The 17,052-nt window shown below is 67.6% G+C and carries 9 protein-coding genes and 4 pseudogenes; 11 read left to right on the plus strand and 2 right to left on the minus strand.

What is annotated here, in order from left to right; translation table 11 throughout:
- Positions 1-95 precede the first annotated feature (95 nt).
- From bamA to accA, 9 genes and pseudogenes are all read left to right on the plus strand, one after another.
- Positions 96-2,438, plus strand: a complete 2,343-nt coding sequence (gene bamA / locus ACSJDS_RS04490; protein ID WP_473032258.1) for an outer membrane protein assembly factor BamA — start codon at positions 96-98, stop codon at positions 2,436-2,438.
- A gap of 26 nt (positions 2,439-2,464) precedes the next feature.
- The gene (locus tag ACSJDS_RS04495) at positions 2,465-2,965 is read left to right on the plus strand and encodes an OmpH/Skp family outer membrane protein (RefSeq protein WP_473032259.1); all 501 of its coding nucleotides are present in this window, start codon (positions 2,465-2,467) and stop codon (positions 2,963-2,965) included.
- A 64-nt stretch (positions 2,966-3,029) separates the two neighbouring features.
- Positions 3,030-4,052: pseudogene (lpxD, locus tag ACSJDS_RS04500) on the plus strand (UDP-3-O-(3-hydroxymyristoyl)glucosamine N-acyltransferase); the annotation flags it as partial.
- A 149-nt stretch (positions 4,053-4,201) separates the two neighbouring features.
- The gene (gene fabZ / locus ACSJDS_RS04505; protein ID WP_473032260.1) at positions 4,202-4,645 is read left to right on the plus strand and encodes a 3-hydroxyacyl-ACP dehydratase FabZ; all 444 of its coding nucleotides are present in this window, start codon (positions 4,202-4,204) and stop codon (positions 4,643-4,645) included.
- A pseudogene (gene lpxA / locus ACSJDS_RS04510) lies at positions 4,642-5,408 on the plus strand (acyl-ACP--UDP-N-acetylglucosamine O-acyltransferase). The gene fabZ and the pseudogene lpxA overlap by 4 nt, the downstream one beginning before the upstream one ends.
- A 3-nt stretch (positions 5,409-5,411) precedes the next feature.
- Positions 5,412-6,635 (plus strand): lipid-A-disaccharide synthase, encoded by a 1,224-nt coding sequence (lpxB, locus tag ACSJDS_RS04515; protein ID WP_473032261.1) that lies wholly within the window; start codon positions 5,412-5,414, stop codon positions 6,633-6,635.
- Entirely contained in the window at positions 6,632-7,258 is a 627-nt protein-coding gene (gene rnhB, locus ACSJDS_RS04520; protein WP_473032262.1) for a ribonuclease HII, read from the plus strand. The genes lpxB and rnhB overlap by 4 nt, the downstream gene beginning before the upstream one ends.
- 227 nt (positions 7,259-7,485) lie before the next feature.
- Complete coding sequence (gene dnaE / locus ACSJDS_RS04525) at positions 7,486-10,989, plus strand: DNA polymerase III subunit alpha (RefSeq protein ID WP_473032263.1); 3,504 nt, start codon at positions 7,486-7,488, stop codon at positions 10,987-10,989.
- A 301-nt stretch (positions 10,990-11,290) separates the two neighbouring features.
- On the plus strand, positions 11,291-12,244 hold the full coding sequence (gene accA / locus ACSJDS_RS04530; RefSeq protein ID WP_473032264.1) for an acetyl-CoA carboxylase carboxyl transferase subunit alpha: 954 nt from the start codon (positions 11,291-11,293) through the stop codon (positions 12,242-12,244).
- A gap of 249 nt (positions 12,245-12,493) precedes the next feature.
- Here the strand turns inward: accA and ACSJDS_RS04535 are convergent, their stop codons facing one another.
- A complete protein-coding gene (locus ACSJDS_RS04535; protein ID WP_473032265.1) occupies positions 12,494-12,697 on the minus strand; it encodes a hypothetical protein in 204 nt (67 codons plus the stop codon).
- Here ACSJDS_RS04535 and tilS point away from each other — a divergent pair.
- Positions 12,602-13,615: pseudogene (gene tilS / locus ACSJDS_RS04540) on the plus strand (tRNA lysidine(34) synthetase TilS); the annotation flags it as partial. The gene ACSJDS_RS04535 and the pseudogene tilS overlap by 96 nt on opposite strands.
- Positions 13,616-13,762: 147 nt before the next feature.
- Here tilS and ppx read toward each other — a convergent pair.
- Positions 13,763-15,270, minus strand: a pseudogene (gene ppx, locus ACSJDS_RS04545) (exopolyphosphatase).
- Positions 15,271-15,711: 441 nt separating this feature from the next.
- On the opposite strand from ppx, the gene rho reads away from it, so the two are divergent.
- Complete coding sequence (gene rho, locus ACSJDS_RS04550) at positions 15,712-16,971, plus strand: transcription termination factor Rho (RefSeq protein ID WP_473032266.1); 1,260 nt, start codon at positions 15,712-15,714, stop codon at positions 16,969-16,971.
- Positions 16,972-17,052 lie beyond the last annotated feature (81 nt).

Raw genomic sequence — 17,052 nt, forward strand, 5'->3', positions numbered from 1 at the left:
GGTGGGGCCCGGCTCCGCCCTTGTCAGTCACCCGCACAAATGTATAAGGTGCCTGTCTGGATTGGCGGGCGTATCAACGCGAGCGAAGCGACTGCATGAATATCAAGACCCTCGGATTGGCGGCACTGCTGCTGGCCGGTGCCCAGACCGCACTGGCCGACCCCTTTGAAGTTTCCGACATTCGCGTGGAGGGGCTGCAGCGGGTTTCCGCCGCTTCGGTCTTCAACGCCTTCCCGGTCAGTGCCAGCGACCGCGTGGACGACCGCGAGCTGGCGGAGGCGGCGCGCAGTCTCTTCGCCACCGGCCTGTTCGACGATATCCAGCTGGCCCGCGACGGCGACGTGCTGATCATTCAGGTGGTCGAGCGGCCGACCATCTCGCGGCTGACCATCAGCGGCAACCGCCAGCTTTCCGATGAGGACCTGCGGCGCGGCCTTCGCGAGGCAGGGCTGTCCGAGGGCCAGGTGCTGCAGCTCTCCACCCTCGAGGAGATCCAGCGCGAGCTGGAGGGGGTCTACCAGGCGCAGGGGCGCTACAGCGCGCGCATCGATGCCAGCGTGCGCGAGATCGATGAAGGCCGGGTGCAGGTCGATATCGACATCAACGAAGGTGAGGTGGCCAAGATCCGCCAGATCAATCTGGTCGGCAACCGCCACTTCGATGACGATGCGCTGCGCGACGTCTTCGAGCTCAACGACCGTCCGGGACGCTTCTTCGGCTGGTTCTCCAGCGACGAGTACTCTCGCGAGGCCCTGGCCGGCGACCTGGAGCGGCTGCGTTCCTTCTACTTGGACCGCGGCTATATCAATTTCAACATCACCTCCACCCAGGTCTCGATCAGCCCCGACAAGTCGCAGATCTTCGTGACCATCAACGTCGAGGAGGGCGAGCAGTTCCGCCTCGGCGAGGTGCGCTTCCAGGGTGATCTCAGGATCGGCACCAGCGAGGCCCGCGAGCTGTTGCAGGTGGAGACCGGTCAGGTCTTCTCGCGCAGCGACGTGACCGCCTCCACGGAGGCGCTGCGCGCGCGCCTGGGGGCCGAAGGCTTCGCCTTCGCCAACGTCGAGGGGATCCCGCAGCCCGGCACCGATGCCGACACCGTGGATCTGGTCTTCCGGGTCGAGCCCGGGCAGCGCGCCTATGTGCGACGCATCAATTTCGTCGGCAACACCACCACCCAGGACGAGGTGCTGCGCCGTGAGATGATCCAGATGGAGGGGGCACCAGCGTCCACCGAGTCGATCAGCCAGTCGCGCCAGCGCCTGGATCGCCTGGGCTTCTTCCGCCAGGTCGATGTGGAGACCCAGCCGGTGCCCGGCGAGCCGGACAAGCTCGATGTCACCTACACCGTCGAGGAGCAGCCCTCCGGCTCGATCTCGGCGAGCATCGGCTTTTCGCAAAGCGCCGGGGTGATCTACGGCGCCTCGCTGGCCCAGAACAACTTCCTGGGCACCGGCAATCGGGTCAACGTCGGCGCCCAGCGCAGCGATACCTTCACCAGCCTCAACTTTGGCTTCACCGATCCCTACTGGACCCTGGACGGCATCTCGCGGGGCTACAACCTCTTCTATCGCGAGACCGACTTCGAGGACTCCGACATCTCGACCTACTCCACCGATGCCTTCGGCGGGGGGATCAACTTCGGCTATCCGATCAGCGAGCTGTCGCGACTCAACTTCGGCGCCTCGGTGGAGGACCTGACGGTCAAGACGTATCGCGACACGGCCTCCGAGATCGTGCGCTACGTCGAGGACCAGGGCCGCGATGCCCAGAGCCTCAAGCTCACCGCCAGCTGGACCCGCAACAACCTCAATCGCGGCATCATGCCCACCGCCGGCAACTACCAGCGTCTCTCCCTGGAGACCGCCGCCCCGGGCAGCGATGCGGATTATTTCAAGCTGCGCGCCCGCGCTCAGCAGCTCTTCCCGCTCAACGAGGAGCAGACCTGGGCGCTGAAGTTCGGCACCACCCTGGGCTATGCGGATAGCATCGGCGGCGACCCCTACCCGTTTTACGAGAACTTCTTCGCCGGGGGCCTTGGCTCGGTGCGCGGGTTCACTGCCAACACCCTGGGGCAGCGCACCACTCCGCGAGAGGCCGGCCGCGACCGCACCCTGGGCGGCAACGTGCTGGTCGAGGGCAGCGCCGAGCTGCTCTTCCCGCTGCCCTTCGTCGAGGATCAGCGCTCGCTGCAGACCGGCTTCTTCCTGGATGCCGGCAATACCTTCCTGACCAGCTGCTACCCGGTGGTGGAGGGTGACGGCCCGTCCAACTGCTCGTCCGGCGTCGATCTCGGCGATCTGCGCTACAGTCTCGGGGTGGGGCTCTCCTGGCTGACGCCGGTGGGACCGCTGACCTTCAGCATCGCCGAGCCGCTCAACGACAAGAGCGGCGACGATACCCAGATCTTTCAGTTCTCCCTGGGTCAGACCTTCTGATCCGCTCGCGACGAGGAATCGCCAACATGCGCAAGCTGACTGCCGCACTCTGCTTCACCCTCCTGGGCGCCGTGACGCTCTCGGCCCAGGCCGCCGAGGTCGCGATGCTCGACTGGCGTCAGGCGCTGCTGTCCTCGGATGCCGCCCAGCGCTCGATGAGCCGGCTGGAGAGCCAGATCAGCGGCCAGCAGCAGGAAGCCGAGTCGCTGGGTAGCGAGCTGCAGCAGATGCAGCAGCGCCTGCAGCAGGGCAACCTGTCCGAGGCCGACCGGCAGTCATTGATGCAGGAGTTCCAGCAGAAGGGCAGCCGCTTCGAGCAGCTGCGCCAGCAGATCATGGAGGCGCAGATGCGCGCCGAGCAGAGCTTCCTCCAGGAGGCCGAGCCGAAGCTCGAGCAGGCCGTGGATCAGGTCATCTCTCGTCACGGCATTCAGGTGCTGGTGGAGCCCCAGGGGGTGCTGCACTCCAGCGTCGAGCTTCCCGACCTGACCGGGGAAGTCACCGAGATTCTCAACACGCTCAACTGACCTGGTGCGGCGCCACAGCGCCGTGCCAACGCTTTGACCAGGCTTCCATGACCCAACCACACCCCCGACCTATACCCTCGCCGAGCTTGCCGAGCACCTGGATGCCCGGCTGGTCGGCGATGGCAGCCGCCGCCTGAGTGGGCTTTCGACCCTGAAGGATGCCGGACCGGACCGTCTCGCCTTCTTGACCAACCCCACCTACCTCAAGGACCTTGCGGCGACGGCCGCGGGGGCGGTGCTGCTCCATCCCGAGCACGCCGCCCAGTGTCCGGTGGATCGACTCGAACTCGATAACCCCTACCTGGGCTACGCCAAGCTGTCGCGGCTGTTCGACCCGCTGCTTAGCCGTCCGCCGGCAGGCATCCATCCCTCCGCGGTGGTGGCCGAGGAGGCGCGGCTCGGCGAGAGAGTCGAGGTCGGCCCCCTGGCAGTGGTCGAAGCCGGCGCCGAGCTGGGCGATGACGTAGTGGTCGGCCCCGGCTGCGTGATCGGGGCCGGCGCGCGCATTGGGCGGGGTTCGCGGCTGCATCCCAACGTCACGGTCTGTCACGGCGTGGTGATCGGCGAGCGGGCCATCTTGCACAGCGGCTGCGTGATCGGCGGGGACGGCTTCGGCTTCGCCCATGATGGCGGCGGCTGGCACAAGATCGCCCAGCTGGGGAGCGTGGTAATGGGGGACGACGTCGAGGTCGGCAGCTGCTCCAGCATCGATCGCGGCGCCCTTGAGGATACCCGGATCGGCAACGACGTGAAGATCGACAGCCAGGTGCAGATCGCCCACAACGTGCAGATCGGCGACCACAGCGCCCTGGCCGGCTGCGTCGGCATCGCCGGCTCGACCCGGGTGGGCCGCTACTGCATGCTGGGTGGCGGCGTAGGGCTGGCCGGCCACCTGACGATCTGCGACCGGGTGCAGGTCACCGGCATGAGCCTGGTGACCAACTCCATCGATGAGCCGGGTGTCTACTCCTCCGGCACCGGCGCCATGCATAACGCCCAGTGGCGCAAGAACGCCGTGCGCTTCAAGCAGCTCGACGAGATCGCCCGCCGCCTGGCCAGGCTCGAGAAGCGCAATCCCCAGGGTTGAGACCCGCGTCGGGGGCGCTATAATCCCCGGCCCTGCCACCCGTCGAGACAGCGGCCGAAAGGGCCCCCTCGCGCGGTAGCTTCGGGAAGCCGAGTGCGTGGCGCAAGCGCCGCGGCAGGCTTCCCCACCATATTTCAGAGGTCGCTACGATGGTAATGGACATCAACGAGATTCGTGATTATCTGCCCCACCGCTACCCCTTCCTGCTGGTGGATCGGGTCACGGAGCTGGAACTGGGCGAGGCCATCGTTGGCTACAAGAACGTCAGCATCAATGAGCCCTTCTTCAACGGCCACTTTCCCCACCATCCGATCATGCCCGGCGTGCTGGTCGTCGAGGCGCTGGCTCAGGTTTGCGGCATCCTCGGCTTCAAGACCGTCAACAAGCTTCCGGCGGACGGCTACGTCTACTATCTGGTCGGCAGCGACAACGTGCGTTTCAAGCGTCCGGTGGTGCCCGGCGATCGGCTCAAGCTGGAAGCGAGGGTAGAGCGTGAAAAGCGCGGCATCTGGAAATTTGCCTGCCGTGCTACCGTAGACGGCGAGGTGGCCTGCGAGGCCGAGATCATCTGTGCCGAGAGGAAGGTCGCTTGATTCATTCCACTGCCATCGTCGACCCGAAGGCGCGACTGGCCGATGACGTCGAGGTCGGCCCCTTCACGGTGATCGGCCCCGACGTCGAGATCGGCGCAGGGAGCCGGATCGGTCCCCATGTGGTGATCAAGGGCCCCACCGTGCTGGGCGCGCGCACGCGGATCTTCCAGTTCGCCTCTGTGGGGAAGACTGCCAGGACAAGAAGTATGCCGGTGAGCCGACCCGCCTGGTGATGGGCGATGACAACGTCATCCGCGAGGGGGTGACGTTGCATCGCGGCACCGCCCAGGATCGTGGCGAAACCACCATCGGCTCGCGCAACCTGTTCATGGCCTATGTGCACGTGGGGCACGACTGCATCATCGGCAGCGACTGCATCCTGGCCAATCAGGTGACCCTGGCCGGCCACGTGACCCTCGGCGATTTCTCGATCCTTGGCGGGCTCTCGGCGATTCATCAGTTCTGCCACTTCGGCACCCACGCCATGGCCGGCGGCGGCTCCATCATCACCAAGGACACCCCGGCCTTCGTGCTGATCAACGGCAATCCAGCCAGTGCCCACGGCCTCAACCTGGTGGGGCTGAAGCGCCGCGGCTTCAGCCGCGAGGCCATCAAGGCGCTAAGCGAGTCCTACAAGCTGGTCTATCGCCAGGGGCTGACCGTGGAACAGGCGCTGGACGCGATTCGAGCCCGCTTTGATCTGGCCGAGATCGATACCTTCGTCGCCTCCATCGAAGTCTCCTCCCGCGGTATCACGCGCTAGGCCATGACCGACCTCGAGATGACCGACACGTCCAGGCCCCTGCGGATCTATCTGGTCGCGGGCGAGCTGTCCGGGGATACCCTGGGCGCCGGCCTGATGCGCGCGCTCAAGGCGCGCTACCCCAGCGTCGCGTTTCGCGGCATCGGCGGCCCCAAGATGATCGCCGAGGGCATCGACAGTCGTTTTCCGCTGGAGACCCTCTCGGTCATGGGGCTCGTGGAGGTGCTCAAGCACCTGCCCGAGCTGATCCGGGTGCGCCGTACTCTCAAGGCCGATGCGCTGGCCTGGCGGCCCGACATCATGGTCGGCATCGACGCCCCAGACTTCAATCTCGGCCTGGAGCGGGCGCTGCGCCGGGCCGGCATCACCACCGCCCATTACGTCAGCCCCACCGTCTGGGCCTGGCGACAGGGGCGGGTCAAGGGCATCGCCAAGTCCGTGGATGCCATGCTCACTTTCCTACCCTTCGAGGCGGCCTTCTACGCCCGCCATCGGGTGCCGGTGGCCTTCGTTGGGCATCCCCTCGCCGACGAGTTCCCGCTGCACAGCGAGCGCAATGCCGCCCGGGACGCCCTTGGCCTGCCCGGGCCGGCCACGCTGCTGGCCCTGCTGCCCGGCTCCCGGGCCAACGAGATCCGCTTTCTCGGCGAGACCTTCCTCGAAGCGGCAGAGCGGCTCTGTGAGCAGCGCCCCGAGCTGCGGGTGGTCATACCGGCCGCCACGCCGGCCCGCCACCGTGAGCTCGAGGCGCTGCTGACCGCCCGGCCCGCTCTGGCCGAGCGGGTCACCCTGCTCGACGGCCAGTCCCGGGAGGCCATGGTGGCCGCTGATGCCGTGCTGCTTGCCTCCGGCACCGCCGCCCTGGAGGCGATGCTCTGCCATCGGCCGATGCTGGTGGCCTACAAGATGGCTCCGATGAGCCACGCCCTGGTCAAGCGGCTGGTCAAGACCGAGTGGATCTCGCTACCCAACCTGATCGCTCGCGAGACCCTGGTGCCCGAGCTGGTGCAGGATGCCGCCACCTCGGAGGCGATCGCCGAGCGGCTCGGCGCGCTGCTCGACGACGCCCCCGGCCGCGCCGCCCTGGAGGCACGCTTCGCCGAGATGCACGCCGGCCTGCAGCGCGACGCCAGCCGTCGGGCCTGTGATGCCATCGAGGCGCTGGTGGCGGGCCGGCCACTCCCGGAGAGCGTGGCGGCCGAGCGGGCCGAGGAGGCGGCATCATGAGCTCGGCAAGGGGCAAGGCCGCCGAGCTGCCGCCGCTGGTGGTGGACTACCACGGCGAGCGCCTGGCCGGCGTCGACGAGGTGGGCCGCGGCCCCCTGGTGGGCAGCGTGGTAGCCGCGGCGGTGATCCTGGACCCGACGCGCCCCATCGCGGGGCTCGGCGACTCCAAGGCGCTCACCGCCCGCCGCCGCGAGGCCCTGGACGCCGAGATTCGCGAGCGGGCCCTGGCCTTCGCCCTGGCCGAGGCGAGCCCCGGCGAGGTGGACGAGCTGAACATCTACCACGCCACCCACCTGGCCATGCGGCGGGCCATCGACGGCCTGGCCCCCGCCGCCGAGTACCTGCTGGTGGACGGCAATCGCCTCCCCGGGCATCATCTCCCGGGGCAGGCGGTGGTCAAGGGCGACGCCCGGCACCCGGCCATCGCCGCCGCCTCGATACTCGCCAAGGTGGCCCGGGACGCCCAGATGGTCGAGCTCGATGCCCGCCATCCCGACTACGGCTTCGCCCGCCACAAGGGCTACCCGACCCGGGAGCACCTGGCCGCCCTGGTGCGCCTGGGCGCGCTGCCGGAGCATCGCCGCTCCTTCGGCCCGGTCAAGCGCCAGCTGGCGCTGTTCTAGCCCAGCGCGTCGCCACCGATAGCGAGGGGCGCCGGGGATAGGCCGTCGCGGGGGTCTTTTGCCATGGATGGCAAAAGTAGCGTACAGGGAAGTATTTACAGCGCCCCCGCATAGGCCTATCGCCGGATCAGCCCCGAGCGGAGCAGGATACTGAGCCCTAAGCCATATCGCTGGACCAACAGTCTGGTTTCCGTGCTGACCATACACCGCCAAGCCCCGAGCTCCCTATGACCACGCCCTTCGTTCATCTTCGCGTCCACACCGAATACTCCCTGGTCGATGGCCTGGTTCGCTTGAAGCCGCTGGTCAAGACGGCGGTGGCCCAGGGCGCCCCGGCGCTGGCGGTCACCGACGAGGCCAACCTCTTCGGCCTGGTCAAGTTCTACAAGGCGACCCAGGGGGCCGGCCTCAAGCCGATCATCGGCGCCGACCTGTGGCTCGCCAACCCCCATGACGACGCCCACCCCTACCGCCTGACCCTGCTGGCCATGAACAATGATGGCTATCGCAACCTCACCGAGCTGATCTCGCGAGGCTGGGTGGAGGGGCAGCGCCAGGGCCGGGCGGTGCTCGATCGCGCCTGGGTGCTGGCCCAGAGCGAGGGACTGATCGCGCTTTCCGGCGGTCGCGAGGGGGAGATCGGCCGGCATCTGCTCAGCGACCATCGCGACGAGGCCCGTGCGCTGCTCGAAGAGTGGAACGCCGCCTTCCCGGGGCGCTTCTACCTGGAGCTGGCTCGCACCGGTCGTCCCCTGGAGGAGGAGTGCGTGCATCTCTCGGTGGCCCTGGCCGTGGAGACCGGCACCCCGGTGGTGGCCACCAACGACGTGCGCTTCCTGGAGAAGGCAGACTTCTGGGCCCACGAGACCCGGGTGTCGATTGGCGAGGGCAAGGCGCTGGACGACCCGCGCCGCGAGCGCAAGTACAGCGAGGAGCAATACCTCAAGAGCCCCGAGGAAATGGCGGAGCTCTTCGCCGACATCCCCGAGGCGCTCGAGAACAGCGTGATGATTGCCGCCCGCTGCAGCGTCGACGTACGGCTGGGCGAGATCTTCCTGCCCGAGTTCGGGATCCCCGAGGGCATGACCCAGGACGAGTTCTTCCGCAAGGTCTCCCACGACGGCCTCACCGAGCGCCTGGACTTCCTCTACCCCGTCGAGAAGTACCCGCGGGACGGCGCCGAGTACGCCGAGATCGACAAGCGCTACCGCGAGCGGCTCGACTTCGAGCTCGACATCATCATCCAGATGGGCTTCCCCGGCTACTTCCTGATCGTGATGGACTTCATCCAGTGGGCCAAGGACAACGACGTCCCGGTGGGGCCCGGGCGCGGCTCCGGCGCCGGCTCCCTGGTGGCCTACGCCCAGAAGATCACCGACCTCGACCCCATCGGCTACGACCTGCTCTTCGAGCGCTTCCTCAACCCCGAGCGGGTCTCCATGCCCGACTTCGACGTCGACTTCTGCATGGAGAAGCGCGACCGGGTCATCGAGTACGTGGCCGACCGCTACGGCCGCAACGCCGTGTCCCAGATCGTCACCTTCGGCACCATGGCCGCCAAGGCGGTGGTGCGCGACGTGGCCCGCGCACAGGGGCGCCCCTATTCGCTGGGCGACAAGCTCTCCAAGCTGATCCCCTTCGAGGTGGGCATGACGCTCGCCAAGGCCATCGATGCGGAGCCGGCCCTCAAGGAGTTCGTCGAGGCCGACGACGAGGCCGCCGAGATCTGGGAGATGGCGCTCAAGCTCGAGGGCATCACCCGCGGCACCGGCAAGCACGCCGGCGGCGTGGTGATCGCCCCCACCAAGCTCACCGACTTCTCGCCGCTGCTCTGCGACGAGGACGGCTCGGGGCTGGTGGTTCAGTTCGACAAGAACGATATCGAGGACGCTGGGCTGGTCAAGTTCGACTTCCTCGGCCTGCGCACCCTGACCATCATCGACTGGGCCCTGGAGATGGTGGACAAGGTGCGCGCCGTCAAGGGCGAAGGGCCGCTCGACATCGACAGCATTCCGTTGGACGACGCCCCCACCTTCGAGATGCTCAAGCGCGCCGAGACCACGGCGGTGTTCCAGCTCGAATCCCGCGGCATGAAGGAGCTGATCAAGCGCCTGCTGCCCGATTCGCTGGACGACATGATCGCACTCGTCGCCCTGTTCCGCCCCGGGCCGCTGCAGTCGGGCATGGTGGACGACTTCATCAACCGCAAGCACGGTCGTGCCGAGATCTCCTACCCCCACCCGGACTATCAGCACGAGCTGCTCAAGCCGGTGCTCGAGCCCACCTACGGCATCATCCTCTATCAGGAGCAGGTGATGCAGATCGCCCAGGTGATGGCCGGCTACAGCCTGGGCCAGGCCGACATGCTGCGCCGCGCCATGGGCAAGAAGAAGCCCGAGGAGATGGCCAAGCAGCGCGCCGGCTTCATGGAGGGCTGCGCGGCAAACGGCATCGACAAGGAGCTCGCCGGCAACATCTTCGACCTGGTGGAGAAGTTCGCCGGCTACGGCTTCAACAAGTCCCACTCGGCGGCCTATGCGCTGGTCTCGTATCAAACGGCCTGGCTCAAGGCGCACTATCCCGGCCCCTTTATGGCGGCGGTGATCTCCACCGAGATGGACAACCTCGACAAGGTGGTGCCGCTGATCGAGGAGTGCCGCAACCTGGGGCTCACGGTGACGCCGCCGGATGTCAACGTGGGCGGCTACAAGTTCACCGTGGATACCGAGGGGCGCGTGGTCTATGGCCTCGGCGCCATCCGTGGGGTAGGGGAGGGACCCATCGGCGGTATCGTCGAGGCCCGCGAGGCTGACGGCCCGTTCAAGGACCTGTTCGACTTCTGCCGGCGGGTCGATCCCAAGCGCATGAACAAGCGCACCCTGGAGGCGCTGATTCGCTCCGGGGCCCTGGACAGCCTGGGACCCAACCGCGCCGTGCTCAGCGCGGCCCTGGACGACGCCCTCAAGGCCGCGGCCCAGACCCAGGCTAACCAGAACCTGGGCATGATGGACATGTTCGGCGAGGCCTTCGCCGACGAGACGGCCGAGAGCGACCCCTACGCGGCCTATCGCCGCACCCGCGAGTGGAGCGACAAGGAGCGCCTGGCTGGCGAAAAGGAGACCCTGGGGCTCTATCTCACCGGCCACCCCATCGACGAGTATGAGGGTGAGCTCGCGCGCTTCGTTGCCACGCGCATCGCCGACCTCAAGCCTTCGCGAGAGCCCCAGCGGATCGCCGGCCTGGTGGTGGGACTTCGCACCATGAAGTCCAAGCGCGGCGACACCATGGCCTTCATTACCCTGGACGACCGTACCGGCCGCATCGAGGCGTCGCTGTTCGGCGAGCTGTTCGATACCGTGCGTAGCCAGCTGGAGACCGATCAGGTGCTGATCGTCGAGGGGGAGGTCTCCTCCGACGACTACTCGGGCGGACTGCGCCTGCGCGGCAAGGAGGTCACCCCCATGGTGGCGGCACGCACCCGCTACGGGGAGGCGGTGGAACTCTCGCTCGACGGCGCGGCCGTCAACGGCCGGCTGGTGGAGAGCCTGCGTGAGAGTCTCGCGCCTCACCGCGATGGCGAGGGCTTGCCGGTCCGGCTACGCTACCGCAATGCCGAGGCCGCCGGCTGGCTGGAGCTGGACGGCCAGTGGAAGGTGGCGCCCAGCGACGAGCTGCTGATCGGCCTGCGCGAGGTGCAGGGCCAGGACGGGGTGCGGCTGAAATATCGGTAACTGGCTGCCGGCTGCGGTCTGTCGCATTCCAGCGAGGGGCGCCGGGGACGGGCCGGAGATGGGAAGCTCGGAGCTGTTCCGGCGACAGCTCTCCAGGGAGGCGCTGTAAACCCCTCCCTGGGCGCTACATTTGCCATCCCTGGCAAATGACCTCCCTTTCGAGCTGTCCCCGGCGCTCCTCGTGCCACCCTGCCTGCCTTGCGTGCCACGTTGAGGGTGCGATAATGCCTGCCACTCCATTTTTCGCGCCGTGCCTGGCCCCAGTCGCCAGGGCGGTGAAACACCACAAGGCATCCGGCGAATGAATCCCAACTATCTCGACTTCGAACAGCCCATCGCCGAGCTCCAGGCCAAGATCGAGGAGCTGCGCCTGGTCGGCAACGACAGCCAGGTCAACCTCAGCGACGAGATCAGCCGGCTCGAGGAGAAGAGCCGCAAGCTCACCGAATCGATCTTCAAGGATCTCTCGCCCTGGCAGGTCTCCCAGCTCTCCCGCCACCCCCAGCGCCCCTATACGCTCGACTATCTCGAGCATATCTTCACCGACTTCGATGAGCTGCATGGCGACCGGCGTTTCGCCGACGATGCCGCCATCGTCGGCGGCGTGGCGCGCCTCGACGACAGACCGGTCATGGTGATTGGCCATCAGAAGGGTCGCGAGGTCAAGGAGAAGGTGCGCCGCAACTTCGGCATGCCGCGTCCCGAGGGCTACCGCAAGGCGTGCCGGCTGATGGAGATGGCCGAGCGCTTCAAGATGCCGGTGCTGACCTTCATCGATACGCCCGGGGCCTATCCGGGCATCGATGCCGAAGAGCGCGGCCAGTCCGAGGCCATCGCCTACAACCTCGCCGTCATGTCCCGGCTCGAGACGCCCATCCTGGCCACCGTGGTGGGCGAGGGTGGCTCCGGCGGTGCCCTGGCCATCGGCGTGTGCGACGAGCTGGCCATGCTGCAGTACTCCACCTACTCGGTGATCTCTCCCGAGGGCTGCGCCTCGATCCTGTGGAAGAGCGCCGAGAAGGCCGCCGACGCCGCCCAGGCCATGGGCATCACCGCCGAGCGGCTGCGGGAGCTGGGCTTCGTCGACACCCTGATCGAAGAGCCGCTGGGCGGCGCCCATCGCCATCCGGAGACCACCGCCGAGCGGATCAAGGAGGCGCTGCTGGGCAGCCTCGAGCGCCTCGAGGCGATGGAGACCGAGGCGCTGCTCGAACGCCGGTATGAGCGGCTGATGAGCTATGGCGCCTCGGCTTAACGGCCCTTTCAGCGCTCGGCCATACGGCGTTAAAAATCAAGGCTCTTCGCAGACTGGCATGAACTGGCCCTGTGGGAGGGACGGTTCGACGCCTCGACTTCAGCTCGCGAAGTAGCGCGCAGCGCTACCCATGGGCGCCTGCGGCGCCTTCGCCCGGCAGAGCCGGCCTCCCACCATTAAACCTGCCAAACATGTTCACGTTAAAATGCGAAGAACCTTAAAAATCGGCCCCGCTGGTCGGGAGTGGGCTCAATGTCTCTTCAATCCGCAATCGATCGCGCCCTGGCCCAGACCCCGCCGGGGTGTTGTGTCTGGGTGGCGCTCTCCGGCGGGCTCGACTCCGCGCTGCTGCTGACGCTGGCCGCCGATGCCTGTCGGCGCCACCCGCGACCGCTCCATGCCCTCCATGTGCACCACGGCCTGCAGGATGCCGCCGACGAGTTCGAGCGTCACTGCCGCCGGCTCGCCTCGCGCCTGGGCGTGCCGCTGTTCGTCGAGCGGGTCGAGGTGGACCTCGCCGCCGGAAAGGGGGTCGAGGGCGCGGCTCGGCAGGCGCGCTACGGCGCCTTCGCCCGCCGCGTCGCTCCCGGCGAGACCCTGTGGCTAGCCCAGCATCGCGACGACCAGGCCGAGACCTTTCTGCTCGCGGCCCTGCGCGGCAGCGGGCCGCGCGGCCTGGCCGGTATGCCGCCGATTCGGGGTTGGCAGGGCAGGGCGCTGTCGCGGCCCTTGCTGGGCGCATCGCGGGCCGAGCTGGAGCTCGAGGCCCGGCGTCAGGAGTTGGCCTGGGTGGAGGACCCCAGCAACGCCGACCAACGGCTCGATCGCAACTTTCTGCGCCGTCGGGTGCTGCCGCTGCTGGAAACCCGCTGGCCCCATGCCGGTGAGGCCCTGGCCCGCAGCGCGGCGCTGAGCGGGGATGCCGATACGCTGCTGGCCGAGCTGGCCGAGCAGGACCTGGCCCGGCTGGGCGCCCAGGCCGGCCGGCTGCCCGTCGAGGGGCTGGGCGAGCTGTCGCCTGCCCGACGGCGTCTTCTGGTGCGCCACTGCTGCGCGCGGCTTGGCTTGCCCTCGCCGCCCCAGACGCGACTCGAGACGCTGCTGGCCCAGTTGGCGGTGGGGCCGGACGCTCAGGTGCGGGTTGTCTGGCCCGGCGCCGAGGCAAGGCTGCGGCGCCGGCGGCTCTACCTGCTGTCGCCGCCGCCCCCGTCGGATGATTGGGAAGGGCGCTGGAGCGGTCGCAGGCCGCTCGCCACCCCCGCAGGCGAGGTCGCCGTCCGCCTGGTGCCGGCGCCCGATCGTGACGCGCCGCCCTGGCTGCGCGTGACCCGGCGCCGCGGCGGCGAGCGGCTGCGGCTCGCCGGGCGCGGCAGCCGCGACCTCAAGCGCCTGCTACAGGAGAGCGGGGTGCCCCCTGGGAGCGGCAGCGGCTGCTGGTGGTCTGGGAGGGTGAGGTCCCGGTGGCGGTGCTGTCGCCCGAGCGGGGAGCCTGGTTGCTGGTGGCCCAGGGGTGGCGAGCTAGTCCAGTCTCAGAGTGAAGCCGGCGGCCTGCTGATAGTCGACCTCCTGCTCCAGGTCGTTGAGCAGCAGCGGCTGGTCGTGGTCGGCACCGAGGCGCAGCCGCAGGGTCTCGCCGTCGACCTCGATCTTCGGCACCGAGGGGGGCTGCTCCGGGCGGGCGTGATTGAACAGCACCGCCAGGCGCAGCAGCCTGGCCAGCCGAGCGTGGGATCGCTGCTCCGCCACGGGCAGGGCCTGCCACTCCTTGAGCGGGAACTTGCGGCGGTGCGCGCGTACCAGAAAGGCCAGCAGGCGCTGCTCGGGCCGCGAGAAGCCGGCCAGGTCGGAGTGCTCCAGCAGATAGGCGCCGTGGCGATGAAACTGGCTATGGGCGATGGCCAGGCCGCACTCGTGCACGCGCCCGGCCCACTCGAGAAAGCGGGCCTTTTCCGCCTCCAGTCCCCAGGCGTCGCCAACCTGGGCCAGCAGTGCCTGGGCCGTCATGGCCACGTTGTCGGCCTGGCGAGCATCCACGCCGTAGCGACGCTCCAGCCCCGCCAGCGTCTTGAGACGAGAATCCTCCGGGCTGTTGCGCCCGACCAGGTCGTAAAGCACCCCTTCCCGCAGGGCGCCATCGGCATAGCGCATGGTGTCGAGCTCGAAGGCCTCGAAGACGGCGCAGAGAATCGCCACGCCGGCGGGGAAGACCCGCGCACGGTCGGCCTTGAGGCCCGTCAGGGAGACGCGATCGAGTCGCCGGCAGTCGATCAGCCGCTGGCGTAGGGCGAACAGGCCTTCTCGGGTGATGACGCCCTCCGCCGAGGCCCCCGCGGCGTGGCAGACCGCGGCCACGGCCTTGATGGTGCCGCTGGCACCGACCGGGTCCTGCCAGCCGAGCTGGCGATAGGGGCGCCGAATGTTGGCCAGCTCCGAATGGGCGGCGAGCTCCGCCTTGCGCATTGACGTCCCGGTGATCGCGCCGTCCGCGAAGAACCGGCGGGTGAAGGTGACGCACCCCATGCGCAGGCTCTCCAGGGCCATGGGCTCGAAGCGTTCGCCGATGATGAACTCCGTGGACCCGCCGCCGATATCGACGATCAGCCGCCGGCCACTCTCGACCAGCGAGTGGGCTGCCCCCAGGTAGATCAGGCGTGCCTCCTCACGACCGGCGATGATTTCGATACGGCTGCCCAGCAGCGCCTCGGCCCGCTCGATGAAGGCCTGGCTGTTGGCGGCGTCGCGCAGGGCATTGGTGCCCACCACCCGCAGCTGGCCCGGTGCGATGCCGTCGAGGAACGGGGAAAAGCGCGCCAGGCAGTCCAGGGCGCGGCGCATGGCGGCCTCGCTGAGCCGGCCGGCGTCATCGAGACCGGCGGCCAGCTGGACCTTTTCCCCAGGCGGGCGACCACCTGAAGGCGGTCATCCTGGTAGTTGGCCACCAGCAGATGGAAACTGTTGGAACCGAGGTCAATGGCCGCCAGCCGGCGGGTGGGAGCAACGGGTGGCATCCGGTCCTTGGGGGGCATCGTCGTGGTGTCCTGAGCGTGGATGGCCAAAGGGTGCGGTGCCGTCCCGGGCCTGTCAATTGTGGTATCGATGGGGTTGCGTTCGGCGCCGCCCTTGACTAGTATCGAGGCGTTCGCCTGTTCCGAATGCTTTCCGACCGTTTCACGGCGACCCCGTCGCGGTCAGTTCCAAGTCGTCAGACAGCCCACTGCATCAGCCTGCACTCCCGGCCCTGTGGCCAGGACGCGCTGATCAGGCGAAAACGAACCTGCTCCCTCGCTTCCGATATCGGCCCGGCTACCCCTCAAGGTGCGGTCGCCAGTCCATAGCCATACGATGCAACATGACGAGTGGCAGCCTGTCCGGGCTCTGAACGCATCCACGCGGCGTTATCGCTTCGCCTCCTGTCTTGTCACGGCGCTTGGCCGCCCGGCTTCCATGAGCAACTTCTGAACACACCGATGAATCTTACCGAACTCAAGCAAAAGCCCGTTCCGGAACTTCTGGAGACTGCCCGCGAGATGGGCATCGACAACCTGGCCCGTTCCCGGAAGCAGGACATCATCTTCGCCATCCTCAAGAAACACGCCAAGAGCGGCGAGGATATTTATGGCGACGGGGTGCTGGAAATTCTCCAGGATGGATTTGGCTTCCTGCGCAGCGCCGACAGCTCCTATCTGGCCGGGCCCGATGACATCTACGTTTCGCCGTCGCAGATTCGACGCTTCAACTTGCGAAAAGGCGACACCATTTCCGGCAAGATTCGCCCGCCGAAGGAAGGGGAGCGCTATTTTGCGCTGCTCAAGGTCAGCCAGATCAACTTCGACAAGCCGGAAAACGCCAAGCACAAGATCCTCTTCGAGAACCTCACGCCGCTGTTCCCCCAGGAGCGGCTGCGTATGGAGATCGGCAATGGCTCCACCGAGGATCTCACGGCGCGCATCATCGATTTGACCGCGCCCATCGGCAAGGGGCAGCGTGGGCTGCTGGTCTCCCCGCCCAAGGCGGGCAAGACCCTGATGCTGCAGAATATCGCCACCTCCATCACCCGCAACAATCCCGAGTGCCACCTGATCGTGCTGCTGATCGACGAGCGTCCGGAAGAGGTGACGGAGATGTCGCGCACGGTGCGCGGTGAGGTGGTCGCCTCGACCTTCGACGAGCCGCCGGCCCGCCACGTACAGGTCGCCGAGATGGTCATCGAGAAGGCCAAGCGCCTGGTCGAGCACAAGAAGGACGTGGTGATCCTGCTCGATTCCATCACTCGCCTGGCGCGGGCCTATAACACCGTGGTGCCGAGCTCCGGCAAGGTGTTGACCGGCGGCGTGGACGCTCATGCCCTGGAAAAGCCCAAGCGCTTCTTCGGTGCCGCGCGCAACATCGAAGAGGGCGGCAGCCTGACCATCATCGCCACGGCGCTGGTGGACACCGGCTCCAAGATGGACGAGGTGATCTTCGAGGAATTCAAGGGCACCGGCAACATGGAAGCCCACCTGGACCGCAAGCTCGCCGAGCGCCGCGTCTACCCGGCCATCAATATCCGCCGTTCCGGTACTCGCCGCGAGGACCTGATCGCCTCCGATGAGGAGATGCAGCGCATGTGGATTCTGCGCAAGCTGCTCAATCCCATGGAGGATACCGCGGCCACCGAGTTCCTCATCGACCGCCTCAAGGATACAAAGACCAACCTCGAGTTCTTCGAAGCCATGAAGCGCCGCTGATCGCAGTTGAGCGTCTTCGGCGGCGTTGGAGTCGTCGCCAGTGTTTGCAATCCTGTCGGGAGGCCTGCGGCCTCCAGTCGC

This window comes from Halomonas sp. SL18_1 (genome assembly GCF_055755715.1).

Excerpts from the sequence above, each read along its gene's own strand:
- bamA (WP_473032258.1), top strand. The coding sequence starts at position 96 with ATGAATATCAAGACCCTCGGATTGGCGGCACTGCTGCTGGCCGGTGCC.
- ACSJDS_RS04495 (WP_473032259.1), top strand. The coding sequence starts at position 2,465 with ATGCGCAAGCTGACTGCCGCACTCTGCTTCACCCTCCTGGGCGCCGTG.
- fabZ (WP_473032260.1), top strand. The coding sequence starts at position 4,202 with ATGGTAATGGACATCAACGAGATTCGTGATTATCTGCCCCACCGCTAC.
- lpxB (WP_473032261.1), top strand. The coding sequence starts at position 5,412 with ATGACCGACCTCGAGATGACCGACACGTCCAGGCCCCTGCGGATCTAT.
- rnhB (WP_473032262.1), top strand. The coding sequence starts at position 6,632 with ATGAGCTCGGCAAGGGGCAAGGCCGCCGAGCTGCCGCCGCTGGTGGTG.
- dnaE (WP_473032263.1), top strand. The coding sequence starts at position 7,486 with ATGACCACGCCCTTCGTTCATCTTCGCGTCCACACCGAATACTCCCTG.
- accA (WP_473032264.1), top strand. The coding sequence starts at position 11,291 with ATGAATCCCAACTATCTCGACTTCGAACAGCCCATCGCCGAGCTCCAG.
- rho (WP_473032266.1), top strand. The coding sequence starts at position 15,712 with ATGAATCTTACCGAACTCAAGCAAAAGCCCGTTCCGGAACTTCTGGAG.